Genomic DNA, 23,880 nt, shown 5'->3' with positions numbered 1-23,880 from the left:
CGACGTGGGAGCGCCGGGTCCGCCGTGCGTCAGTCGTCAGCCAATCGTCGCGAGGCGTCGGTCAGTACCTCGACGGCGCGGTCGAAGTCGTCCAGCGGCAGACGCTCGTCGGGCGCGTGGTCCAGCGCGGAGTCGCCGGGGCCGTACGTCGCCATCGGCGCGTCCCACGCGCCGGCGAAGATGTTCACGTCTGCGGTGCCGGTCTTGCGCAGCAGCCGAGGGTCGCCGCCCGCGCGGCGGATGCCGCCGCGGAGGGCGGTCGCGACGGCCCCCCTGGGACTGCCCATCACGGGCGGGATCGGCTCGTTCCAGTGGACGGTCCCGACGTCGAGTTCTGCGTCGGCGCGCTCGCGCACGTCTTCGGGCGTCAGCGACGGCGGCACGCGGAACTGCACGTCCATCGTCGCCTCCATCGAGAGGCCGTCGTCGGAGAGGCCTCCCTCGACAGCGACGGGCTTGGTCGTCACCTGCTCGAAGACGGCGCCGTAGTCGTAGTAGTCGAACGCGTCCTCGACGCGCTGCCACCAGTGCATCGCGTGCTGGACCGCGTTGGGGTCTGGCCGGGAGGTGTGGCCCGACTCGCTGGTCGCGACGTACGTCCCGGAGATGAGCCCGCGGTAGCCGAGGGTGACGGCATCCCACCCCGACGGCTCGCCGTTGATCACGGCCTCGGGCGCGTCGCGCGTCTCGACGAGGTGGCGCGCGCCGCGCGAATCCGTCTCCTCGCCGGTCACGCCGACGAAGGAGACGCCGGTCTCGACGGCCGCGATCGCCATCGTCGCCAGCGGCCCCGTGGCGTCGACGCTGCCGCGGCCCCACAGCACGGGGCCGTCGGCGTCCAACTCGTCGTCGTCGGCGGCGATCTCGACGGGGATGTCGCCCGGGACGGTGTCGACGTGCGACGTGAGCAACAGCGCGTCGTCGCCCGGCGCGCGGACGTTCCCGACCTCGTCGGTGTACGCCTCGCGGCCGTGTTCCTCGAAGAACTCGACGAGGACGGCCGCGGCGTCGGCCTCCTCGCCCGAGACCGAAGGGGTCGACACCAGGTCGTACAGCAGCTGGCGACCCTCGGTGTCGAGCGCCTCCGTCGGGTCCACTGGGTTCTGAACGGCCATCACTCGGTCCCCGCCATGCTCACAGCACCTCTGTCAGCGCGTCGACGACCTCGCGGGCGTGACCCTCGTTGATCACCAGCGGCGGGAGGAGGCGGAGGACGGAACGCCCCGCCGGCAGCGCCAGTATCTGGTGGTTCAACGCGAGATCGCGCAGGTAGCGGTTCGCCCCGCGCTTTACCTCGATGCCGATCATCAGTCCGTCGCCGCGCACCTCGCGCACGGGGAGGTCGTGTTCCTCGACGGCCTCCGCCAGTTGCGTGGTGAGGTACTCGCCCACCATCGCCGCGTGGCCGGGCACGTCGTTGGCGACCAGTTCGTCCAAGGTCGCGTTGGCCGCGGCGGCGACGACCGGATTGCCCGAGAACGTCGAGCCGTGGCTGGCGGCGCCGTCGGCGATCCAGTCGGCACACAGCGTCGCGCCCAGCGGGAGGCCGGAGGCGATGCCCTTCGCCGTGGTGAGGATGTCCGGTTCGACGCCGACGCCCTCGCAGGCCCACAGGTCGCCTGTGCGACCCATCCCGGTCTGGATCTCGTCGAACACCAGCGCCGCGCCCGCGTCCTCGGTCAGGTCGCGGGCCGACTGCAGGTACTCGGCGCCCGCGGGGTTGATCCCGCCCTCGCCCTGCACCGGTTCGAGGAAGACGGCCGCGGTCTCGTCGTCGACCGCCTCCGCGAGCGCCTCCTCGTCGCCGTAGTCGACGAACTCGACGCCGCCGGCGACGGGCTCGAACGGCGCGCGGTACTTCTTCTTCCACGTCATCGCCAGCGCGCCCAGCGTCCGGCCGTGGAAGCCGCGCTTCGTGGCGACGATCTTCTCTCGCCCGGTCGCCGAGCGCGCGAACTTCATCGCCGCCTCGTTCGCCTCCGTCCCGGAGTTGCACAGCCACACCTTCGAGATGTCACCCGGGGCGACCGCGCCGAGGCGTTCGTACAGTTCGGTCCGGGCGCTGTTGGGGTACGACGCCTGCACGTACAGCAGCTCGGCGGCCTGCTCTTGGACCGCGTCGACGACGACGGGCGGACAGTGGCCCAGCGGGGCGCAGGCGTAGCTCGCGCCGAAGTCGAGGTACTCGGTGCCGTCGCTGGCGGTGAGGTGGACGCCCTCGCCGGACTCGATCTGGATCGGTTTCTCGGAGAAGACGAACCCCTCGCCCGCGTCGCTCAGGTCCTCGAAGGTGCTCATCCGTCCACCTCCGCGTCGACCGCGTCGGCGTCGGGAGCGGCGTCCGCCGGATCGTCGACAACTGCCGGGCGCTCGATGCGCGTCCCCGCGCCGTCGAGCGCGGCGACGATGGGGTCGCGAACGTTCGCGTCGGCGACGGTGACCGCCGTCGCGCCCGATTCGAGCGCCTCGGTCGCCGCCATCACCTTCCGGGTCATGAACCCCTCGGCGGCGTCGGTCAGCGCGTCGTACTCCTCGCCGGTCGCCACCGACTCGATCAGGGTATCGGGGTCGTCCGGGTCGGCGTACACCCCCGACACGTCCGTCAGGACGACCAGTTCGGCGCCGAGCGCGCCCGCGACCGCCGCGGCCGCGCGGTCGGCGTCGGTGTTGACCGGCGTCCCCTCGCTCTCGGACTCCATGCCGAACATCGGCGGGGAGACGACGGGCGTGTAGCCGCCCGCAAGCAGGGTGGACAGGAGGTCGGCGTTCACCTCCTTCGGCGTACCCGAGTGGTCGCCGCGTTTGATCTTCTTCTTGCCGTCCTCGACGACGCGAACCGCGGACTTACGCGGTCCGGTCAACAGGCCGCCGTCGACGCCCGAGAGGCCGACCGCATCGACCCCCGCGTTCTTCATCGCGGTGACGAGGTCGGTGTTCACCTGTCCGGCCATCGCCATGGTGAACGCCTCCATCGTCTCCTCGTCGGTGAAGCGGCCGGTGACGCCCGAGGGCGTCTCGACGTACTCCGAGTCGATCCCGAGGCGCTCGAGCAGGTCGTCGACGGCGGTCGAGCCGCCGTGGACGACGACCACGTCGCGTCCGTTGGCGACGAGGTGGGCCACGTCGCCGACGGCGCCCGCGGGGTCGACCGCGCGCGCGCCGCCCAGCTTCACGACCACCGGGGGAACCTCGCCGGAGCCGTCGGTCAGCGGCGTCGATCCGAAGCCGGTCACGGCGATCCCACGGGGTGGAGCCCCTGGAACTCCAGACCGGCCGTCTCCTCGAGCCCGAGCGCGACGTTGGCGGCGTGGACCGCCTGCCCCGCCGCGCCCTTCATCACGTTGTCGATGGCCGAGAAGGCGACCACGCGGCCGTTCTCGGGGTCGAGCTCGAAGCCGACCTCGGCGTAGTTCGTCCCGGCCACGGCCTTCGGCTCGGGGTAGCGGTACACGCCGCCGCCGCCCGCGACGAGGCGGACGAACGGCTCGTCGTCGTACGCCTCCCGGTAGGCGTCCCACAGGTCGCCCGTGGTGACGCGCTCGCTCGGGAACGCGTGGCACGTCGCCGCGGCGCCGCGGGTCATGTCGACCGCGTGGACGGTGAACGACAGCGACAGTCCCAGCTCCTGCCGGATCTCCGCCTCGTGGCGGTGGCCCGTCGGCGCGTACGGGCGCACGACGCCCGAGCGCTCCGGGTGGCTGGAGGCGGCGCCGCCGCCGGCACCGCCCTCCGAGGAGCCGACCTTTAGATCGGCGACGACCTGGTCGTCGGGCGTGATAACCCCGCCGTCGACCAAGGGTTTCAGCGCCAGCATCGTCGCCGTCGCGTTGCAGCCGCCGGAGGCGATGAGATCCGCGCCTTCGAGCTTCTCGCGACCCAACTCGGGGAGCGCGTACGCCGCGTCCGCGAGGTGTTCGGGCGCGACGTGTCCGTCGTACCACTCGTCGTAGTCGGCTTCCTCGTTCAGCCGGAAGTCCGCCGAGAGGTCGACCACGGTGCCCGCGGCGTCGCGGAAGGCGTCGATGTGCTCCATCGAGACGCCGTGGGGCGTGGAGGCGAACAGCACGTCCACCGACTCCAACTCCTCCGGCGAGGAGAAGCGCACGTCGACCCCGCGGAGGTTCGGGTGAACGTACCCGAGCGTCTTGTTCTCGTACTCGCGGCTCGTCGCCTGGACGAGTTCGAAGTTCGGGTGGCCGGTCAACAGGCGGCACAGTTCGCCGCCCGCGAAGCCGGAGGCGCCGACCACGGCGACGGTGAGCTGCTCACCGCGCTCGTCGCCGCCGTTCATGCCGTCATCACGGCCTCGTCAGCCGCGACCTCCGCTTTCAGTTCGAGCCAGTCGACGACCGCCGCGGGCACGTCGACCTCGCTCGCCTCGTTCAGCGCCTTGAACTCGACCGTGTGGTTCACCTCGTGGACGGTGTACTCGCCGTCCTTCGTCTCCATCAGATCGACGCCGAGCAGGCCGCCACCGACCGCGTCGCTCGCGGTCGCCACGAGGTCCTTCGCCTCGTCGTCGAGCTCGAAGTCGGCCGTCTGGCCGCCCTTCGCGGCGTTCGTGAGCCAGTGCTCGGAGGAGCGCGTCATCGCGGCGACGGGCTCGCCGTCGCAGGCCAGCACGCGGATGTCGCGGCCGGGCTTGTCGACGTACTCCTGCACGTAGAACACCTTGTGCTCGTAGTGGCCGAGCGTCGCCTTGTGCTCCAGAATCGCCTCGGCGGCGTTCTCGGAGTCGATCTTCGCCATCAGCCTGCCCCACGAGCCGACGACCGGCTTGATCACGCACGGGTAGCCGAAGTCCTCGATGGCCTCCATCGCGGCCTCCGTCGTGAACGCGACCTCGGTCGCCGGCGTCGGCACGCCCGCCGCCTCCAGCGCGAGGCTGTTTTTCACCTTGTCCGCGCAGACCGCGGCGGTCTCGGGACTGTTGATCACCGGCACGCCGTACGCCGACAGGAACCGCGTCGCGTACAACGACCGCGACGTGGCGAGACAGCGGTCGATCACCACATCGCAGTCGGCGATCTCGGCGGTCGTCTCGGTCAGGCCGAACCGCTGCTTGCGCACGTCGATCTTCGCGACCTCGTGGTCGCGCTCGCGAAGCTCTGAGAGGAGGAGCTTCTCGTCTTTTCGGATCCGGGAGTAGAGCAGGCCGATCTTCATCTTACTCCCCCCAGTCCTCTTCGAGCTCCGGGGCTCGATCGAGGACCGGCGGGGAGACGTCAACGACCTCCAGCTCGGCGCCGCACGTTTCACAGTCGACGATCTCTCCGATCTCCAGGTCGTCGTGCAGGGTCACCGTTCCCCCGCACTCGACGCATTCGGACTCGGTCATGGTGTACTCCACACTATCCGGGAAGACACCTTTAATCCGTCGATCCTGTCAGCGAAAATTAATGCCAGAGACGTCGCTACGCGGCGATTTCGGGCGGGTCGGCGCGGATCTCGAATCCGATGTTCGAAATCTGAGTGGTGTAGGCCCCGAGGGGGCCGGCGGGGCCACCGCCGCCGGCGGGCGCGGGGCGGCGGCCGGGACCGGACGCGGCGCCGGTCGCGGTCGAACGGCCCCTCGCGGTCGTCGCCGGTGCGGTCGTCGCGACCGCCGCGGGAGTCGACCGACCGACGGAGCGGCCGCTCGCGGTCGGGCGAGCGGTCGGAGTCGTCGGTGGTCGGTCATAGTCGCGGTGTCGTGCTCAGGCGTAGCCGTCGACGGCCTCGGTCAAGTTCGTTTCGGCGACCGCGAGCGCGTCGCGGCGGGCCGCGAGTTCGGCTTCGTGGTCGCCGTGCGTCTCGGACATGCGCGCGAGGGACGTGGTCACGGCGTCGGGGGCCGGGCCGCCGCGCGACGCGCGGGAGGCGACGCTCCCGGCGGGGTCGAGCGCGGCGTCGATGTCCTCGCGGCTCACGTACTCGTACAGGGACTCCCCAAGTACGTCTTCCGCGGCCGCGTCAAGATTTGCAGCGAGCGTCTCCGGGTCGGCGTCGTCGGGTGCGGTCGCGGCGGCGTCGGCGACGACCTCGTGGGCCGTGCGGAACGGGACCCCGGCGGCCGCTGCGCGTCGGCGACGCCCGTCGCCGTCGAGAAGCCCGCGCCGGCGTCGGCGGCGCACGCCTCGGCGTCCCACTCCCCCGTCGCGACCGCGCCGGCGACGACCTCGGTCGCCTCGGTCGCGTCGTCGACGGCGTCCCACGCGTGGGGCGTCGCGCGCTGGAGGTCGCGGTTGTACGCGCGCGGCAGCCCCTTCAGCGTCGTCAACAGGCCATTCAGATCGCCGGACACGTCCCCGGCGACGGCGCGGGCCAACTCCAGGGTATCGGGGTTCACCTTCTGGGGCATGATCGACGACGTGGACGCGTAGTCGTCGGAGGGGAGGAAGTAGCCGTCCTTCGCGTGCTCGATCAGGTCCGCGGCGAGTCCCGACAGCGTCGCCGTCAGGTTCGCGAGCGCGGCGGTTCCCTCGACGAGGAAGTCGCGCGCGGAGGCGGCGTCGGTGGAGTTCTCGACGAGGCCGTCGAACCCGAGCAGCGCTGCGGTGCGCTCGCGGTCCACGTCGAAGGTGGTACCCGCGAAGGCGGCGCCGCCCAGCGGCGACTCGTTCGTCCGGTCGAACGCCGAAAGCAGGCGCGCGGTGTCGCGCTCGACCGCGCCCGCGTACGAGGACAGGAAGTGCCCGACCGTCGTCGGCTGGGCGTACTGCCGGTGGGTGAACCCGGGCATCACCGTGTCGGCGTGCTCGGCCGCCGTCTCCAGCAGTGCCTCCCGGAGCGCGAGGGTCGCCTCGGCCGCATCGAGCAGGTCCGCGCGATACCGGTAGCGGATGCAGGCGGCGACTTCGTCGTTGCGCGAGCGAGCCGTGTGCATCTTCCCGCCGACGTCGCCGACCTGGGCGACGACCCCCGACTCGATGGCCTCGTGGACGTCTTCGCCGTCGGGGAGTGCGGCGTGGCCGGCGGCCTCGACGGCGTCGAGGCCCGAGAGGATCTCGGCGGCCTCGCCGTCGCCGACGATCCCCTGCTCCGCGAGCATCACCGTGTGCGCGCGGTCGACCGCGAGGTCGGCGGCGAAGATGCGCTCGTCGGCCGCGAGGCTCGACATGAAGCCGCGGGCGGGGCCCCCGGCGAACCGGTCGCGGCGGACGACGGTCTCGGCGGATCCCGCCTCGCCGTCCGCGTCGCTGCCGGTCGCGTCGCCGGCGGTTGGCTGAGCGTCGGCGTCCGTCGGATCGTCGCTCACGGCGTTACTCCTCGGTGGGTTCGCCGCCGTCGGCTTTCAGCTTCTCCCCCTCGTCGTCCTCCTCGCCGTCCTCGCCGGTCTTCACGTTCTCCAGCACGCGGTTCGCGAGGCGCTCTTGGAAGCCGTGGTACTTCGCGACGCCCGTCGCGTCGGCCTGCTCGATGCCGTCGACCGTCTCCGTGTTGAACGACGCCGCCGACTCGGAGTAGACGCCGTACTCGGAGTCGCGGGCGACGGGGCGGCACTGCCCGCCCTGCAGCTTGACGGTGACCGTCCCGGTGACCTTCTCTTGGCCCGCGTCAAGGTACCCCTCCAGGGAGTTGACGAGCGGTGAGTCGACGAGCCCTTTGTACCCTTGCTGGGCCCACTGGTCGTCGATCTGCTGCTTGAAGTCGCGCTCGGCCTTGGTGAACACGAGCTGTTCGAGGGCCTCGTGTGCCGTCAAGAGGACGGTCGCCGCGGGGTGCTCGTAGTTCTCGCGCACTTTCAGCCCGAGCATGCGGTCTTCCATCATGTCCGTGCGGCCGACGCCGTACTGACCGGCGAGGTCGTTCAGTTCCTCGATGAGCGAGACCGAATCGACCGCCTCACCGTTCAGCGTCACGGGGTAGCCCATCTCGAAGCCGACCTCGACCAGCTCTTCGCCCTCCGCGTCGCCGGGCGTCGTCGTCCAGTCGTAGATGTCCTCCGGCGGGACGTAGGTGGGGTCCTCGAGGTCGTCGCCCTCGACCGAGCGCGACCAGAGGTTCGTGTCGATCGACCACGCCCCCTCGTTGCCGCCCTCGACGGGCAGGTCCTTCTCGTCTGCGTACTCGATCTCCCACTCGCGCGTGAGGCCGAGCTCGCGGACGGGCGCGATGACCTCCTTGTCGGAGGCGCGCCAGACGGTCTCGAAGCGAAGTTGGTCGTTCCCCTTGCCCGTGCAGCCGTGTGCGAGGGCGTCGCAGTCGTGCTCCTCGGCGACCCGCAAAATGGCCTCCGCGATCACCGGGCGCGCGAGCGCCGTGCCGAGCGGGTAGCCCTGATACGTCGCGTTCGCGCGCACGGAGTCGAAACACAGCTCCGCGAACTCGGTCTTCGCGTCGACGACGTAGTGTTCCAGATCGAGCGCCTCGGCGGTCTCCTCGGCCTCGTCGAACTCCTCGGCGGGCTGGCCCACGTCGACGGTGACGCCGACGACCTCGTCGTAGCCGTACTCCTCCTCGAGGAGTGGGACGCAGACGGTCGTGTCGAGTCCGCCGCTGAATGCGAGTGCAACGCGCTTTGTCATACTCCACGCTCGAACGCCGACACTCATAAATTCGGCGTTTGCTGTCTGTGAAAATTAATCGCGGACTGCACGCTACCCGGAGGAACGCGAGCGGGTCGGACCGACGAGGGAGTGGTGATGTGTGGGCCTAGCGGCCCGGTCGTCGCGGCGCGGAGGGTCGGCTCCGGGCCGCGGCACCGCGAACGCGTCGCTCGAAGGAGTCGCGAACGTGAGCGACGGCGTTCGCTGTCATACTCGGTGGTACTCCCTCGATCGATAAAAACGGTACCGGTCCGGCGAAGGTTGCGACGCGGCCGACGGCGGGTGGCCGTGGGACGGTCCACCGTCCCGCCGTGTTGGCGAAGCGAACCCGTTTTCCCCGGTCGCGCCGGAGTTTCGGGTATGACAACCGGGACGCTGCGGCTCGCAACCCGCGGCTCCGACCTCGCGCTCCGACAGGCGGCGGGCGTCCGAGACGAGATCTCGACGCGCCGCCGCGACGTGGAGCTGGTCGAGGTGGAGACGCGGGGCGACCGACTCGACGAGGAGCTCATCACCGAACTCGGCCGCACCGGCGCGTTCGTGCGCGCGCTCGACGAACACGTGCTCGCGGGCGACGTGGACGCGGCGGTCCACTCGCTGAAGGACATGCCCACCGAGATGCCCGACGGCCTCGTCGTCGCGGCCGTCGGCGAGCGCGCGCCCGCCGGCGACGCGCTCGTCACCCGCGACGGCGGCGACCTCGCGGACCTCCCCCGCGGCTCGGTCGTCGGCACCTCCTCGCTGCGCCGGAAGGCCCAGGTGCTCGCCGAGCGGCCCGACCTGGAGGTGCTCCCGCTGCGCGGCAACGTCGACACACGGATCCAGAAGCTGATCGCGCCGGACTTGCAGGCCGAACACGAGCGCCGGGTCGAGGCCGAGGCCAACGAGAAGGGGGAGGCCGCGGAGTTCCGGGAGACCGACGACGAGTACGAGCGCAGCGTCGAGGAGTGGTTCGACGACCTCACCGAGTTCCAGCGCGGCGCGCTCGAACACGAGGTCGACCACGAGTACGACGCGATCGTGCTCGCGGAGGCCGGTCTCCGGCGTTCGGACCTGTTCTACCGCGACGAGTACGAGGTCGAGCGCCTCGACCGCGCGGACCACGTCCCCGCCCCCGGCCAGGGCGCCGTCGCCGTCACCGCGAGCGACCCGGACGTGATCGAGGCGATCCGGTCGGCGATGGACCACGAGCCGACCCGCGTCGCCACCAGCGTCGAGCGCACCGTGCTCTCGGAGTTGGGCGGCGGCTGCATCGCCCCGATCGGCGTCAACGCGCTCGTACAGGGCGAACACGTCAGCACCCGCGTCCGGGTGCTGTCTGCCGACGGCGACACCGAGGTGGCGGCGAACCGCGATCTCCCGCTGCGCACCCACCGCGAGGCCGCCGCGGAGTTCGCCGATTCGTTGCGCGAACAGGGGGCCGCCGAACTCATCCAGGCCGCGAAGCGGTCCGCCGAGACCGAGACCGCCAAGCGAGCGGAGGAGGGCGACGCGTAGATGAGTCGCGACGGCGACGCCGCGGGCGACGAAATCGACCGCGGCGGCGGCTTCGTCTCGCTGGTCGGTTCGGGACCCGGCGACCCGGAACTGCTCACGCTGAAGGCGCGCCGTCTGATCGACGAGGCGGACGTGGTTCTCCACGACAAGCTCCCCGGCCCCGAAATCCTCGGCTCCATTCCCGAGGACAAGCGCGAGGACGTGGGCAAGCGCGCCGGCGGCGAGCGGACCAGCCAGGAGTACACGAACGACCGGCTCGTCGAGCTCGCTGAGGCCGGCAACCACGTGGTCCGCCTGAAGGGCGGCGACCCGTTCGTCTTCGGCCGCGGCGGCGAGGAGGCCGAACACCTCGCCGACCACGGCGTTCCCTTCGAGGTCGTCCCGGGCGTCACCTCGCCGATCGCCGCCCCGGGCGTGGCCGGCATCCCGGTCACCCACCGCGATCACGCCTCCTCCGTCTCGTTCGTCACGGGCCACGAGGACCCGACGAAAGACGAGTCGGCTGTCGACTGGGAGGCCCTCGCGGCCACCGGCGGCACCATCGTCGTGCTGATGGGCGTCGGGAAGCTGCCGCTGTACACCGCGGAACTGCTCGACGCCGGAATGGCCCCCGAGACGCCCGTCGCGCTCGTCGAGCGCGGCACGTGGCCGGAGATGCGCGTCGCGACCGGAACCCTCGCGGACATCGTCGACGTGCGCGACGCCGCCGATATCGAGCCGCCCGCGATCACCGTGATCGGCGAGGTCGCCGGGACCCGTGCCCGGGTGATCGAGTTACTGCGCGGTCGTGGGGACGCGGCCGCGACCGCGGGCGTCACCGGCGACGGTGACGGCGGCGACGGCGATACAGTCGGGAGTATCGCCGGGGACGGCGGAGGTGACGGCGCATGAGCGCCGATGGCGGCGACGGAGCCGCCGGTGGGACCGACCGCCCGCGCGTCGCGGTGTTCCGCCCCGACGACGAGCGGCTGACCGAGGCGGTCGAGACGCTCGCTGCGCTCGGCGCCGAGGCCGTCCCCGACCCGATGCTTTCGATCCGACCGACCGGCGCGGTGCCGGAGGGCGCCGACTGGATCGTGTTCACCTCGAAGACGGGCGTCGAACTCGCGGACGAGGCCGGGTGGTCGCCAGCCGACGTCGGCGGCGACGGGCGAGACGGAACTACCGCCAGAACGGGCGAGGGGCCCGCGATCGCGTGCATCGGCCCCTCGACGGCCGACGCGGTCCGGGAGGCCGGCTGGCCGGTCGATCTGATCCCGGACGAGTACTCCTCGACCGGCCTCGTCGCCGCGTTCGACGCGCTGAGCGTCGACGGCGTCCGGATCGAGGTCGCCAGGTCCGACCACGGGAGCCAGGTGCTGCTCGACGGCCTCCGCGACGCCGGCGCGACCGTCCGCGAGACGGTGCTGTACGAACTCGTTCGGCCGGAGGGCAGCGGCGACTCCGTCGAAGCGGCCGCCGCCGGCGACCTCGACGGGGCGTGTTTCACCTCCTCGCTCACGGTCGAGCACTTCCTCGACGCAGCCGACGAGCGGGGCGTTCGCGAGGAGGCGCTGGCGGGCGTGAACGACGCCGTAGTCGGCTGTATCGGTCATCCAACCCGCGAGACGGCCGAATCACACGGCGTCGCCGTCGACGTGGTGCCAGCGGAAGCGACGTTCGAGACGCTCGCCGAATCAGTCGTCGCCGAGTTGAGCGAATCCGAGTTGGACGCCTGATCGGCGCTCGTCGGCGAACGGATCGGTTCGAACAATCGGCCGCCGCACCGATCGCTGAACTCGGAAGCGCGCGCGAGGTATTTCGGGCGGATCCGGCAGATCGTCACCTTATATATTTCTCGCCTGTCACTATGTGCGTCAACTCCGAGTGCAACAATTGCCACGCGTGTGACGATGTTACATCCTTATATGACCTATATTCACCTGAAGATCCGACGCCCGTGTGAATAGGCCACCCGAAAGTTGAATATTTCAACTCCAACCTTTATGTATATCCAAATCGGCCCGTCTACCGTCGAGATGTACCAGAACGACACGGAATTCACGGCACTGCTGAACAGTTGTGGATCGGTTGAGGTGGAACAGTGACGCTCCTACAAGTCGACCCCGCGGTCCTGGCGGAGGGGATCAACCTGATGTGGGTGCTGGTGGTCACCTTCCTCATCTTCTTCATGCACGCCGGCTTCGCGATGCTGGAGGCCGGCCAGGTGCGCTCGAAGAACGTCGCGAACCAGCTGACGAAGAACCTCCTGACGTGGAGTGTCGGCGTTCTCGCCTTCTTTATCGTCGGTGCGGGCTTCTCTACGGTCGTCGGCACGCTGACGAGCAGCGGGAGTATCACCGTCGCCGACCTCTACGCCACGATGACGACAAACGCAGTCAACGACTGGGTCGGCTGGCTGTTCGGCGCGGTGTTCGCCATGACCGCCGCGACGATCGTCTCCGGCGCTGTGGCCGGCCGTGCGAAGCTCCGTGCGTACGTTAGCTACACGGTCCTGCTGGCCGCGGTCATCTACCCCGTGGTCACCGGCTTCACCTGGGGCGGCGGCCTGTTGGCGGTTAACGACGGCGCGGCGAACGGCTTCATCGCTGACGCGCTCGGCGGAGTCGGCTTCGCTGACTTCGCGGGCGGCATGATCGTGCACGGGATGGGCGGCATCGCCGGCCTCACGGCGGCGTACGTCATCGGCCCGCGGATGGATCGCTACAACTCCGACGGCTCGACGAACGTCATCCCCGGCCACTCGATGACGTTCGCGGCGCTGGGAACGCTGATCCTCGCGTTCGGCTGGTACGGATTCAACGTCGGGACGGCCGCGACGGTGTTCGCCGTTCAGGACGGTTCGCTCGTGCTCGGTGCGTTCGACTACGTCGGCCGCGTCGCGCTGAACACTACGCTCGGCATGGCCGCAGGGGCCGTCGGTGCCGGGCTGGCCGCGCTGTACAAATCCGGCAAGGTCGACACGCTGTACGTCGCAAACGGGCTGCTGGCGGGCCTGGTCGGCGTGACTGCCTCCGCGAACGTCGTCGTCTGGTACGGGGGCATCATCTCCGGCCTTATCGCCGGGGCACAGCTTCCCTTCGTCTTCGAGTTCGTCGAGAAGCGCCTGAAGATCGACGACGTGTGTGCAGTCTTCCCCGTCCACGGCTCGGCGGGTGTGGTCGGCGCACTCCTGCTCCCGTTCTTCCACGTCGACGGGTTCAGCGCGACCCTGCTGGCCGCACAGGTCGTCGGCGTCGTCGTCATCGCAGCGTGGACAATCCTGGCGACCGGCGCGGTGTTCGGGCTGTTCAAGTCCGTGGGTCAGGCCCGCGTCTCCCCCGAACACGAGCGCGACGGCCTCGACGTCTCCGAACACGGCGTCGACACCTACCCCGAGTTCGGCAAGCCCGACACCGTCACCGACGGCGGCGAGAACGACATCATCCGCACCGACGGCGGCGAGGCAAACGACGGCGAGATCAAGCTGGTGACGGCGTTCATCCGCCCGGACAAGCTCTCGGACGTCAAGACCGGCCTCGCGGAGGTCGGCGCGCCCTCCCTGACGGTGACGAACGTCTCCGGCCGCGGCAGCCAGCCCGCGAAGAAGGGCCAGTGGCGCGGCGAGGAGTACACGGTCGACCTCCACCAGAAAGTGAAGATCGAGTGCGTCGTCGCGGACATCCCGGCCGGGGACGTCGCAGCGGCGATCAGCGACGCCGCACAGACCGGCGAGAAGGGCGACGGCAAGGTGTTCGTCCTGCCCGTCGAGAACGCCTACCAGATCCGGACCGGCGAGGAGGGACGCAGCGCGGTCTGAGCGTCCCCGCCTCGCGGCAGCGACGAACCCACGTACAGCGCAGCGAAACGACCGGACGCCCGCTTTCGCAGTCGGCGCGGACGCGGCCGCCGGAGGTACGCGACGGAGGACCCCACTGGTACTGGTGCTCACCTCCTCGCGCCCGCCACCGTGCCACGTTCCGTGTCACCGCCTCCGCGGCCGCCGTAGCCGTCTGCCGGGTGACGCGTCCGGCTCTCGCCGCGACGGTCCGCCAGCCCGTCGCGGCGTCGTCACCCGATTCTGTCCGACACGCCACACCGATAGCGGCGGCGCCCGCCGCGACCCAGAAACTACTTTCGGGGACACACCCGTAGGGCGGCGTATGAACCACGACCGATCGCGGGAGCTGTACGACCGCGCGCTCTCGGTGCTGGCCGGCGGCGTGAACTCGTCGGTCCGCGCGACGCGGCCGTACCCGTTCGTGATCGAACGCGGCGACGGCGCGCACGTGATCGACGCCGACGGCAACCGATATCTCGACTACGTCATGGGGTACGGCCCGCTGCTGTACGGCCACGACGCTCCCGAGCAGGTCCAGTCCGCGGTCCAGCGCCACGCAAGTCAGGGGCCGATGTACGGCGGCCCCACGGAGATCGAGATCGACCACGCCGAGTTCGTCGCCCGCCACGTCCCCAGCGTCGAGATGCTGCGGTTCGTCAACTCCGGCACCGAGGCGACCGTCTCTGCGGTCCGCCTCGCCCGCGCGTACACCGGCCGCGACAAGATCGTGGTCATGCAGGGCGGCTACCACGGCGCCCAGGAGTCCACCCTCGTCGAGGCAGGCGATGACCCCTCCCACACCCATCCCTCGTCGCCGGGGATCCCCGACGAGTTCGCCGAGCACACGATCGCCGTCCCGTTCAACGACGAGGTGGCGATCCGCGAGGCGTTCGAGGAACACGGCGACGAGATCGCCGCCGTGCTCACCGAGCCGATCCTCGCGAACTACGGGATCGTCATGCCCGTCGACGGCTATCACGAAGCGCTGCGGGACCTCTGTGACGACCACGACTCGCTGCTGATCTTCGACGAGGTGATCACCGGCTTCCGCGTCGGCGGCCTCCAGTGTGCCCAGGGGAAGTTCGGCGTCACGCCCGACCTCACCACCTTCGGGAAGATCATCGGCGGCGGCTTCCCCGTCGGCGCGATCGGCGGCCCCGCCGAGATCGTCGAGCACTTCACCCCCAGCGGCGACGTGTTCCAGTCCGGAACCTTCTCCGGGCACCCGGTCACGATGGCCGCGGGCCACGAGTACCTCCGCTACGCCGCCGAACACGACGTGTACGATCACGTGAACGCCCTCGGGGATCGGCTTCGGTCCGGGATCCAAGACATCTGCGAGGACCAGGCGCCCGAGTACACCGTCGTCGGCACCGACTCCATGTTCAAGACGATGTTCACCCGTGGGGCGCCCGAAACGTTCGAGAACCACTGCGGCGGCGGCTGTCGTCAGCGCGAGTCGTGTCCCCGGTTCGAGACCTGCCCGAAAACCGGCGCCGACACCGCCGCGGCGGCGACCGAGCGCTGGGAGCGCGTGTTCTGGCAGGAGATGAAAGAGCGTGGGATCTGGCTCACCGCCAATCAGTTCGAGTCGCAGTTCGTCTCGTACGCGCACACGGAGGCTGACATCGACGAAACGCTGGAGGCGTACAAGGACGCCCTGTAAGGCGCGCGCCTCAGCCGAGGAGCTTCTCGCGGACCGTCCCGACCAGCCGCGTGATGTACCCGCGCTGAGAGCGGCGCTCGGGCACCTCGTCCCACAGCGCGAACGCCGACACGACGTCGGCCTCGCGGCTCGCGACCGCCGCCTCGCGGTCAGGCGAGACGACGCCGAGGTTGATCTCGTAGTGGCCGAAGTAGCCGTACTTCAGGAGCTGTCGCTCGCGGAAGTCGACGACGAACTCCCGCACGTCCTCGGGGATCTCCGGGACGATGATGACGAACGAGAGGTCCGTCCCGTAGTGTTCCTCGTCGCCCTCGACACGCTCGTCGGCGAGAGCGTGGCCCAACTGGACGATCCGCTCCAGCTCGCCGACCGTCACGGACGACTGCCGGCGGGCGAACAGGTACTCGTCGCTGTGGTGGTCGCCGTAGCCGAGCGACGGGTGGAAGAACTGCTTCTGTGATTCGATGCGCATCAGCCCGTAGAGGTCGAAGCGCTCCCCGCGAACGCGGTAGTCGCGTTCGAGGTCGTAGTTGAACATGAGCCGGTCGCTCGCGCGGTCGAGGTACTCGTCGTCCCAGACGGGGACGTCCTCGTAGGCGGCGCCGTCGAGAATCCGGCCGTGCTCGTCCGTCCGCGGCTCCGCTCTCCCGCCGAGGGCGCCGTCGTCGGCCGTCCCCGGGTCGACCCCGCCGCCGGAGCCATCGGCGTCGGCGTGCTTCTCCCGATCGTCCTCGCTCATCTTACTCCTCCGGCTCGTACGGGTGGACGTCGTCGACGGCGGGCGCGCCGACCGCGAGCAGCGTCACCGGGTCGTCGGCGTCGGCGGGGTTGTGCGCGCGCTGGGGGCTGTCCGGCTCGACGGCGAACAACGATCCCTCCGGCACCTCGAACGTCTCATCGGGCGTTTCGACGTGGAGCGTGCCCGCGATCACGTAGAACAACTCCTCCTGATCGTCGTGGTAGTGGTACGCCAGGGGAACGTCCTCGCCGGGATCCGCTCGAAACCAGTTGGCGACCATCTGCTCGAACTCCGCCGCCTCGCTCACGCGGCGGAGTTCGCACGGTCGGTCCGGGACGGCCGCTAGTTCGTCGGGATCGATGACGTGGTAACCCATACCTCGCGGGAGGCTCACGGGGATGAAAAGCCCGTCGTCCGACGCCGACGCGGTCGCCGGCGCCGGAGCCGAGGGTTTATGCTCGTCGTCACCAATGTTGTCACCAAGTACCATGGGACACGGCGATCGTGAAACGTGCGGCCGGTGTTCGATGACGACGGTCGTGGACGCGACGGAGGACGGTGAGGGCGCCGCCGACCGCGATCCGTTCGGCGACGAACGGATCGAACTCGACGAGGGAGACCTCCGACGGACGTCGCCGACCGCGTGGTTCAGCAGCGTCGCCTCCGCGCTCGACGACCTCGGGACCCGCCTCACCTACGGACGACGCTGACCCGGAACCAGCGCGGGTCGGGGGAACGTGGGGGCGCGAGTCCGTCTCGCATCCGACCTTCGCGCGACGACAGAGGGACCCTTATACGGCTCCAGGGCGTACGCGGCTGCTAATCGCATGGAAGAGAGCATCTCCGGCTTCAAGGTGCGCGGAGAGTGGGGGGACGCCGTCGAGCACGGCGAACGCATCACTCGCGCGCTCCAAGACGCCGGTGCTTCCGAGGAGTACTCCGAGGCGTTCGAGGCCTGGAACGAGTGGCGGCCCAAGGCCCACGAGCGCCTCGGCGAGGACGTGAACGAGAAGACCGCCGAACAGGCGAGCGTCGCCGAGGGGAAAGGCGAGCAGGAGGGAAAGACACCCGAGGAGGACCTCCAGACGGCCGGCGAGAAGCTTTCCGAGTCGTACGAGCACGTCGAGAACGGCGACAACGACGGCGCGCTCGACTCGTGGAGAGACTCCATCGACCACGTCGCGCGCGCGGCCGACTCCGCAGGGCGCAAGGCCGTTCGAAAGCTCGAGAACACGGTGTACCAGCGCGTGATGACACAGATCGCGCCGTACTACTTCGACAACGAACTCGTCTCCGCGAACATCCAGAAGTCCACCCGCGGGGAGGGCGGCCCGGAGTTCATCTTCGAGGTGAACGTCAACGACGACCGGTTGAAGTCCGCGGTGTCCGAGCGGCTCTCGTCGTACGAGGACGAGGTCGACCGGTGGCACGTCGACACCCAGAAGGTCGTCGAGGCGTCCGAGGCCGCGGAGGGCGCGGAGGCGCCGGTCGAGACGGTCGAAGACGGGAGCGACGGAGAGTCGAATCCGACAACGAACTGAGGCCGCTCCGGCGGCCGGTTCCTTCGGAGGCAGATTCGAAGGACCCGACAACGAACTGAGGCCGCTCCGGCGGCCGGTTCCTTCGGAGGCAGATTCGAAGCAGCGCACGGGCAGAGCGGACTGCGTCTCGGTTCGCACGCGGTCACCGGCACGGTCGTCGACGCCGGCGCCGGGCCCTATTCGACCGGTTCCTTCAGTTCCACGCGGTAGCCGAACGGGTCGCGGACGTACACCGCGCCCGCCTCGCCCGTCGCCCCCAGCGGACTGTCGAGCCGCCGTTCCACCTCGATCCCCGCGTCGGCGAGCGCCTCGGTGACCGTCGCAACGTCTGCTTCGACGACGAGCGCGACGTGGTCGTAGTTCGTCGCCGTCGGCGGCTCGAACTCGTCGGTCGGCCACAGGTGGATCACGTGTTCCGGAGCGAGTCGGACGTCGAAGAACGGCTTCTCGCCCGCCTCGAAGCGGTCGACGCCTTCCAGTTCGAAGCCGAGTCCGTCGGCGTAGAACGCGCCGGCGTCCGCCAGCCCGTCGGCGGGAATTCGGAGGTTCACGTGATCGATAGTGCGGACGTTCACGCCGGACATTAGCGACCAGGAGACAAGAAACATTACCACGCCCCGCTCATGCCCGGACATGAAACCACTGGAGGTCGACGCCGGCGAGCTCACTGCCGAGGAGATCATCGACGAGCTCTGGGAGGGGCGGCGGGTCGTCGTCACCGCCGATCTGTTCGGGAGCGAGCAGACGCTCACGCTCCGTCACGACGGCGAGACGTTCTACTGCGACACGCCGACGCGGCTGCACAAACACGACGACGAGGCCGGAATGGTCACCTGCATCAAGAAGATGGGCTACGCGAAGCAGGACGAGTGAGACGAGCGCTGACCGCCGAGTGAGCGCGGCGAGGTCAGTCGCGACGTGCTGTCTCGGTACCGGACGGTCGCGTTGCCGCCCGGTCGCCGCGACCGCCGGGGTTTATTCGCGGCGCGGTCGTCGGGTGACCCGACATGAGCGACGCGCCGGACATGGAGGACCTCATCGACACGAACGATCCCAGCTTCGGGCACGTGATGGCGTGCGTCTTCGGCATTCAGAAGCACGAGAGTCGGACGTACCTCCGGTTGCTCGACAACCCCGGAAGCACCGTCGAAGAACTGGCCGGCGTCCTCGAACGCGATCGATCGAACGTGAACCGCTCGCTCACGACGCTGCTGGAGAAGGGGCTGGCCGAGCGCGAGCGACGACTGCTCGACCCCGGTGGCTACGTGTATCAGTACACCGCGACGCCGCTGCCGGAGGCGAAAGAGCTCCTCCACGGGGCGCTCGACGAGTGGGCCGAGACCGTCCACGAAGTCATCGAGACGTTCGACGAGCAGCGCGAGGCGGGCGACGGGTAGCCCGCGGTCCCTGCCGACGAGGGTGCGCCGCGCGGCGGTCGTCCGCGAACCTCTCTCTCCGTCGAGCCCCGGCTGGCACTACCCGCCACGAACGGCCGACTTTTACCCGGCGAGTTCGACCGCTACCTCATGAGCCTCTCTCTCGACGCGCCGACGCAAGACGCCCCGTCAGTCGCCGACGACGGCGTCTGGCTGGAGTGTATCGCCTGCGGCGGGCAGTTCGCCCCGTTCGACGAGGTCCGCTTCACCTGCGACGACTGCGACGGCCTGCTGGAGGTCCGCTACGCTGACCCGCCCGCGTGGGACGAGTTCTCCGGCGAGGGCGTCTGGCGGTATTCGGCCGCGCTTCCCTTCGAGGAGGGCGTCTCGCTCCCGGAGGGGCACACCCCACTGCACGAGGTTCCCCGCCTGCGCGAGGACGTCGGCGTGAACCGCCTCCGGATCAAACACGAGGGCATGAATCCCACCGGTTCGTTCAAGGACCGCGGGATGACCGTCGGCGTCCGCGTCGCCCGCGAGCTCGGCGTCGGCCGCCTCGCGTGCGCCTCCACCGGCAACACCTCCGCCGCGCTGGCCGCCTACGGCGCCCGCGCGGGCATGGAGACGCTCGTCCTCCTCCCCGCCGGGAAGGTCGCCGCCGGGAAGGTCGCACAGGCGAGCCTCCACGACGCCCGAATCTTGGAGGTCGACGGCAACTTCGACGCCTGCCTCGACATCGTGCAGGACCTCGCGAACCGGGGCGAGGTGTACCTCCTCAACTCGCTCAATCCCTTCCGCCTAGAGGGCCAGAAGACGATCGGCTTCGAGATCCTCGAGGAGTTCCGCGACGACTACGGCACGTTCCCCGACCGGATCGTCCTCCCCGTCGGCAACGCGGGCAACACCTCGGCGCTGTTCAAGGCGTTCCGCGAACTCGTCGCCGCCGGCGCGATGGACGCCGACGAGGTGCCGAAGCTGACGGGCGTGCAGGCCGCCGGCGCCGCGCCGATGGTCGAGGCCATCGAGGAGGGCAACGACGAGGTCCGCCGCTGGGAAAACGTGGAGACGCGCGCGACCGCCATCCGCATCGGCAACCCGGTGAACGCGCCGAAGGCGCTGCCGGGCATCCGCGAGACCGGCGGCACCGCCGTCGCCGTCGACGACGAGGCGATCACCGAGGCCCAGCGGGATCTCGCTCGCGAGGGCGTCGGCGTCGAACCCGCCTCCGCTGCCTCCGTCGCCGGCCTCCGGAAGCTCCGCGAGGCGGGACGCGTGGACGCCGACGAGGACGTGGTGTGTCTCACGACCGGTCACCTGCTGAAGGACCCCGACGCCGCCTACGAGGCCGGCGGCGACCCCGAACCCGTGGCCAATTCCACCGAGGCGGTGCTGGACCACATCGGCGCCCAGTAAGCCATTCGCGGGCGGTCAGAGTGGTTTCCCGGATCGGGAACCGGTATCGCGCGGCGGTCGGCTCCCCTCCGTCCGACTCCCGTTGTTCGCGTGTCACCCGCTCGTCCGACAGGGGTTTTTGCGGACTCGTTCGGTACTATGTAACATGGTTGGGGAACGCGTGAGCCGGGAGCAGCGGAGCGGCGAACAGAGGGCCCGGGGGGACGGATCTCGGGCAGTCGGTGGCGGAACCGGGGGGGACAACGCCGCCGATAGCCCGGTGAACGCTGAGACGATCGAGGAACTCAGACGGGAGAACGAACGGCTCCGCACCCGTCTCGACGAGAAGCGACGCGAACAAGACCGGATCGTCGAGCGCTACGAGACGTTGCTGGATGCGGCGCGGGCGGGACGGACGGCGAGGGACGGTGACACCGCCGACGGCGACAGCGCGGGCGGACGGGGCGGGGAGGCAGTCCCCGGCGGGGACCCCGCCGGCGCGGATCCGACGCCGACTCGTTCGCCGGGAGATCGGTCAGAAGATCGGTCAGCGGGTCGGTCGAGGGATCGGTCAGCGAATCGCTCGGAGGAACCGTCAACAGATCGGTCGGTGATAGAGCGCGTGCTCCAGCGGTTGCGGCGGCCCTGACCGAACTCGTTTGGACCTCGTCGCGATCCGACGCCGTGTGTGAGCCGCGGTCGTTCTCAGCGGCCGTTCTCAGCGGCCGTTCTCAGCGTCGTCGAGTACGATTCGGTCGACGGAGATGATCCGGTCGTCTGCGAGCAGGCGTTCGACGGCGTCGTCGGGAAGGCGGTCGTCGAGGTTGTACACCGTGAGCGCCTCGCCGCCGATGGTCTCGCGGGCGTTGAACATCCCGGCGATGTTGACGCCGGCGTCGCCGAGGACGGTGCCGATGAGGCCGATGACGCCGGGCTCGTCGCGGTTGCGCGCGACGAGCATGTGGCCGTACGGCCGGGCGTCGACGCGGTAGCCGTCGATGCGGACGATGCGCGGGTCGTCGCCAGCGAAGAGAGTCCCGCAGACGGACAGCTCGGTGTCGCCGTCTTTCACCGTCACCGTGACCAGACTCTGGAAGTCCTCCGCTTGACGGGTCTTGCTCTCGGTCACCTCGATCCCGCGATCCTCCGCGAGCTGCGGGGCGTTGACGGCGTTGACCTCGTACTCCAGCGGCGAGAACACGCCCTTCAGCGCGCTGGCGGTGACGAGGTCGATATCCTCGTTCGCGATGTCGCCCTCGTAGTGAACCTCGACGCCGGAGATACGCTCGCCCAGCAACTGGGCGGCGATCCTGCCGGCGGTGTCGGCCACGTCGAGATACGGCTCGATACGCGGGAACGCCGACTCGTCGACCGAGGGGGCGTTGAGCGCGTTGACGACCGGTTCATCGGCGAACGCCGCGAGCACCTGCTTGGCGGTGTCGACGGCGACGTTCTCTTGGGCGGCCTCCGTGCTCGCGCCGAGATGGGGCGTGACGATTATCTCGTCCACGTCGAGCAGCGGCGAGTCCTCGGGAAGCGGCTCCTCGGCGAACACGTCCAGCGCGGCGCCGGCGACGGGGCCGTCATCGACGGCCGTCGCGAGCGCGTCCTCGTCGACGATGCCGCCGCGCGCGCAGTTGATCAGGTACGCGTCGCCCATCGCCTCCAGCTCCTCGGCGCCGATCATGCCCTCGGTTTCCGGGAGCAGGGGCGTGTGGACGGTGACGAAGTCCGACCGGGCGAGGCAGTCGGTCAGGTCGTCGACGAGCTCGGCCCCGAACTGGGCGGCGCGCTCCTCGTTGATGTACGGGTCGTAGACGACCAGATCCATTCCCAGCGAGTCGAGGCGCTTGGCGACCTCCTGGCCGACGCGCCCGAGGCCGACGATGCCGAGGGTCTTGTTGTTGACCTCGCGCCCGAGGTAGTCACTTTTCGCCCACTCGCCGCCCTTGAGGCGGGCGTGCGCTTGCGGGATGGAGCGCGCGACGGCGAACGTCATCGCGACGGTGTGCTCGGCGGCGGCGCGGACGTTCCCCTCCGGCGCGTTCGCGACGACGACGCCGTGGTCGGTCGCCGCCTCGATGTCGATGTTGTCGACGCCGATGCCCGCGCGCCCGACGATGACGAGGTCGGGAGCCGCCTCGAACACCTCGGCGGTCACCTCGGTCCCGGAGCGGACGATCAGCGCGTTCGCGTCGGCGACGGCGTCGAGGAGGTCCCGCCCCTCCAGTTCGTAGCCCGTGACGACCTCGTGGCCGGCGTCTCGGAGCGTCTCGATCCCCGCGTCCGCGACGGGGTCCGTGACGAGTACCTTCATGCGCGACCGGAGTTTCGGCGCGAGGTAAAGGCTTTCCACCTCGGCGGAACTCGCCCGGCGGAACTGTCCACGTCTTTGGATAGTCAACCCCCACGTTTCGGGTGGAGAATGCACGCTGGTGTACCGTCGGCACGGTTGGTGGGGCGGGCGGGTCGCCCCGACGCAGGGGCGGCGCGCTCGACGGCGCCGACGGACCCGCCTCGACGGGGAGTCGGTCACACCCGGGACTGTGAACCGATCGCATCGTCACCGGGGGTGGGGCGACCCACCAAACCCGGGGAGTTGAAGCCCCGGCCGCCGAACCGGGAGCCATGACGCGACTCGTGGCGTTCGACTTCGACGGGACGCTCTCGGACTCGGAGATGACGGTGCTGCTCGGCGAGCAGTGCGGCGTCGCCGACGAGATGGCCGACATCACCGCGCGGGCGATGAACGACGAACTCAGCTACGCGGAGAGCCTCCGCAAGCGCGCCGCCCTCCTCGAGCACCTGGAGGAGGAGGACGCCGAGGCGGCCTACGGCGAGGTGGCGCTGCGTGAGGGCGCCGCCGACGTGATCGAGCGCCTCCGCGACCGCGGCCACTACGTCGTCATCTTCACCGGCGGCTTCGAGCGCGGCGTCGCCGCCGCGCTGGAGAAGGCGGACGCGGAGGTCGACGAAATCGTCGCCAACCGCCTGCCGATCCAGGGCGGGCGCCTCACCGGCGACGTGGAGGGCCCGCTGATCGAGGGGACGAAAGACGAGCAGTTGGAGCGCGTCGCCGGCGAGCAGGGCGTGCCGATGACGCGAACCGTCGCGGTCGGCGACGGCGCCAACGACCTCCCGATGCTGGAGGTCGCGGGGCTGGCGGTCGGCTACGAGCCCAAGCCAGCGGTCGAGCCGGCGTGTGACGTCGTGGTCGAGTCGATGTTCGAACTCGCGGAACTGTTCGAGAACGAGGGGATCCTGGTCGGCGACGCGAGCGAAGAGTAACGCCGGGCGGGGATCGAGATTCGCGGGCGTGAA

General features: G+C 69.9%; 23 protein-coding genes and 1 pseudogene. 12 read left to right on the top strand and 12 right to left on the bottom strand.

What is annotated here, in order from left to right:
• Positions 1–29: 29 nt before the first annotated feature.
• The 8 genes and pseudogenes from P0Y41_RS09610 to P0Y41_RS09575 form a co-directional block, all read right to left on the bottom strand.
• Complete coding sequence (locus P0Y41_RS09610) at positions 30–1,115, bottom strand: [LysW]-lysine hydrolase (protein ID WP_284061136.1); 1,086 nt, start codon at positions 1,113–1,115, stop codon at positions 30–32.
• Between the two features lie 19 nt (positions 1,116–1,134).
• Positions 1,135–2,298 carry an aspartate aminotransferase family protein gene (locus P0Y41_RS09605; RefSeq protein WP_284061135.1) on the bottom strand — a complete coding sequence of 388 codons (1,164 nt, stop codon included), beginning with the start codon at positions 2,296–2,298 and terminating at the stop codon, positions 1,135–1,137.
• A complete protein-coding gene (locus P0Y41_RS09600; protein ID WP_284061134.1) occupies positions 2,295–3,233 on the bottom strand; it encodes an acetylglutamate/acetylaminoadipate kinase in 939 nt (312 codons plus the stop codon). The genes P0Y41_RS09605 and P0Y41_RS09600 overlap by 4 nt, the downstream gene beginning before the upstream one ends.
• Positions 3,230–4,291 carry an N-acetyl-gamma-glutamyl-phosphate reductase gene (argC, locus tag P0Y41_RS09595; RefSeq protein WP_284061133.1) on the bottom strand — a complete coding sequence of 354 codons (1,062 nt, stop codon included), beginning with the start codon at positions 4,289–4,291 and terminating at the stop codon, positions 3,230–3,232. The genes P0Y41_RS09600 and argC overlap by 4 nt, the downstream gene beginning before the upstream one ends.
• A complete protein-coding gene (gene lysX / locus P0Y41_RS09590; protein WP_284061132.1) occupies positions 4,288–5,166 on the bottom strand; it encodes a lysine biosynthesis protein LysX in 879 nt (292 codons plus the stop codon). The genes argC and lysX overlap by 4 nt, the downstream gene beginning before the upstream one ends.
• A gap of 1 nt (position 5,167) precedes the next feature.
• Positions 5,168–5,338 carry a lysine biosynthesis protein LysW gene (gene lysW / locus P0Y41_RS09585; protein WP_284061131.1) on the bottom strand — a complete coding sequence of 57 codons (171 nt, stop codon included), beginning with the start codon at positions 5,336–5,338 and terminating at the stop codon, positions 5,168–5,170.
• Positions 5,339–5,696: 358 nt separating this feature from the next.
• Positions 5,697–7,237, bottom strand: a pseudogene (argH, locus tag P0Y41_RS09580) (argininosuccinate lyase).
• A gap of 4 nt (positions 7,238–7,241) precedes the next feature.
• Entirely contained in the window at positions 7,242–8,507 is a 1,266-nt protein-coding gene (locus P0Y41_RS09575; RefSeq protein ID WP_284061130.1) for an argininosuccinate synthase, read from the bottom strand.
• Between the two features lie 381 nt (positions 8,508–8,888).
• Between P0Y41_RS09575 and hemC the strand changes: the two genes are divergently transcribed.
• From hemC to hemL, 5 genes are all read left to right on the top strand, one after another.
• Complete coding sequence (hemC, locus tag P0Y41_RS09570; protein WP_284061129.1) at positions 8,889–10,025, top strand: hydroxymethylbilane synthase; 1,137 nt, start codon at positions 8,889–8,891, stop codon at positions 10,023–10,025.
• The gene (gene cobA / locus P0Y41_RS09565) at positions 10,026–10,916 is read left to right on the top strand and encodes a uroporphyrinogen-III C-methyltransferase (RefSeq protein ID WP_284061128.1); all 891 of its coding nucleotides are present in this window, start codon (positions 10,026–10,028) and stop codon (positions 10,914–10,916) included.
• Positions 10,913–11,743 (top strand): uroporphyrinogen-III synthase, encoded by an 831-nt coding sequence (locus P0Y41_RS09560; RefSeq protein WP_284061127.1) that lies wholly within the window; start codon positions 10,913–10,915, stop codon positions 11,741–11,743. The genes cobA and P0Y41_RS09560 overlap by 4 nt, the downstream gene beginning before the upstream one ends.
• A gap of 416 nt (positions 11,744–12,159) precedes the next feature.
• Positions 12,160–13,824, top strand: a complete 1,665-nt coding sequence (locus tag P0Y41_RS09555) for an ammonium transporter (protein WP_284063393.1) — start codon at positions 12,160–12,162, stop codon at positions 13,822–13,824.
• Between the two features lie 343 nt (positions 13,825–14,167).
• Positions 14,168–15,511 (top strand): glutamate-1-semialdehyde 2,1-aminomutase, encoded by a 1,344-nt coding sequence (gene hemL, locus P0Y41_RS09550; RefSeq protein WP_284061126.1) that lies wholly within the window; start codon positions 14,168–14,170, stop codon positions 15,509–15,511.
• 10 nt (positions 15,512–15,521) lie between these two features.
• Here hemL and P0Y41_RS09545 read toward each other — a convergent pair whose 3' ends face one another.
• Together P0Y41_RS09545 and P0Y41_RS09540 are read right to left on the bottom strand one after the other, a co-directional pair.
• Complete coding sequence (locus P0Y41_RS09545) at positions 15,522–16,250, bottom strand: DUF8052 family protein (protein WP_284061125.1); 729 nt, start codon at positions 16,248–16,250, stop codon at positions 15,522–15,524.
• 1 nt (position 16,251) lies between these two features.
• Positions 16,252–16,626: a cupin domain-containing protein gene (locus tag P0Y41_RS09540; RefSeq protein ID WP_284061124.1), complete on the bottom strand. Its 375-nt coding sequence runs from the start codon at positions 16,624–16,626 to the stop codon at positions 16,252–16,254.
• Between the two features lie 112 nt (positions 16,627–16,738).
• On the opposite strand from P0Y41_RS09540, the gene P0Y41_RS09535 reads away from it, so the two are divergent.
• Positions 16,739–16,960, top strand: coding sequence for a DUF8007 family protein (locus P0Y41_RS09535; protein WP_284061123.1), 222 nt, complete (start codon positions 16,739–16,741; stop codon positions 16,958–16,960).
• A 117-nt stretch (positions 16,961–17,077) separates the two neighbouring features.
• Positions 17,078–17,791, top strand: a complete 714-nt coding sequence (locus P0Y41_RS09530) for a DUF5828 family protein (RefSeq protein WP_284061122.1) — start codon at positions 17,078–17,080, stop codon at positions 17,789–17,791.
• 176 nt (positions 17,792–17,967) lie between these two features.
• Here P0Y41_RS09530 and P0Y41_RS09525 read toward each other — a convergent pair whose 3' ends face one another.
• Entirely contained in the window at positions 17,968–18,366 is a 399-nt protein-coding gene (locus P0Y41_RS09525; protein ID WP_284063392.1) for a VOC family protein, read from the bottom strand.
• A 58-nt stretch (positions 18,367–18,424) separates the two neighbouring features.
• Here P0Y41_RS09525 and P0Y41_RS09520 point away from each other — a divergent pair, with 58 nt between their 5' ends.
• The 4 genes from P0Y41_RS09520 to P0Y41_RS09505 all read left to right on the top strand — a co-directional run bounded on the left by P0Y41_RS09520 (position 18,425) and on the right by P0Y41_RS09505 (position 21,208).
• Positions 18,425–18,664, top strand: coding sequence for a DUF8001 family protein (locus P0Y41_RS09520; RefSeq protein WP_284061121.1), 240 nt, complete (start codon positions 18,425–18,427; stop codon positions 18,662–18,664).
• Positions 18,665–18,798: 134 nt separating this feature from the next.
• Positions 18,799–19,188, top strand: a complete 390-nt coding sequence (locus tag P0Y41_RS09515) for a helix-turn-helix domain-containing protein (protein ID WP_284061120.1) — start codon at positions 18,799–18,801, stop codon at positions 19,186–19,188.
• A 129-nt stretch (positions 19,189–19,317) separates the two neighbouring features.
• On the top strand, positions 19,318–20,580 hold the full coding sequence (thrC, locus tag P0Y41_RS09510) for a threonine synthase (RefSeq protein WP_284061119.1): 1,263 nt from the start codon (positions 19,318–19,320) through the stop codon (positions 20,578–20,580).
• 145 nt (positions 20,581–20,725) lie between these two features.
• Positions 20,726–21,208: a hypothetical protein gene (locus tag P0Y41_RS09505; RefSeq protein WP_284061118.1), complete on the top strand. Its 483-nt coding sequence runs from the start codon at positions 20,726–20,728 to the stop codon at positions 21,206–21,208.
• A gap of 69 nt (positions 21,209–21,277) precedes the next feature.
• Here P0Y41_RS09505 and serA read toward each other — a convergent pair whose 3' ends face one another.
• Positions 21,278–22,876, bottom strand: a complete 1,599-nt coding sequence (serA, locus tag P0Y41_RS09500; RefSeq protein ID WP_284061117.1) for a phosphoglycerate dehydrogenase — start codon at positions 22,874–22,876, stop codon at positions 21,278–21,280.
• 311 nt (positions 22,877–23,187) lie between these two features.
• Here serA and serB point away from each other — a divergent pair, with 311 nt between their 5' ends.
• Positions 23,188–23,847, top strand: coding sequence for a phosphoserine phosphatase SerB (gene serB, locus P0Y41_RS09495; protein WP_284061116.1), 660 nt, complete (start codon positions 23,188–23,190; stop codon positions 23,845–23,847).
• Positions 23,848–23,880: the final 33 nt, after the last annotated feature.

Source organism: Halobaculum halobium, from assembly GCF_030127145.1.
Lineage (GTDB): Archaea > Halobacteriota > Halobacteria > Halobacteriales > Haloferacaceae > Halobaculum > Halobaculum halobium.
The sequence above is the reverse complement of the archived record's forward strand: the minus strand, read 5'-3'. Positions and strand labels throughout refer to the sequence as shown.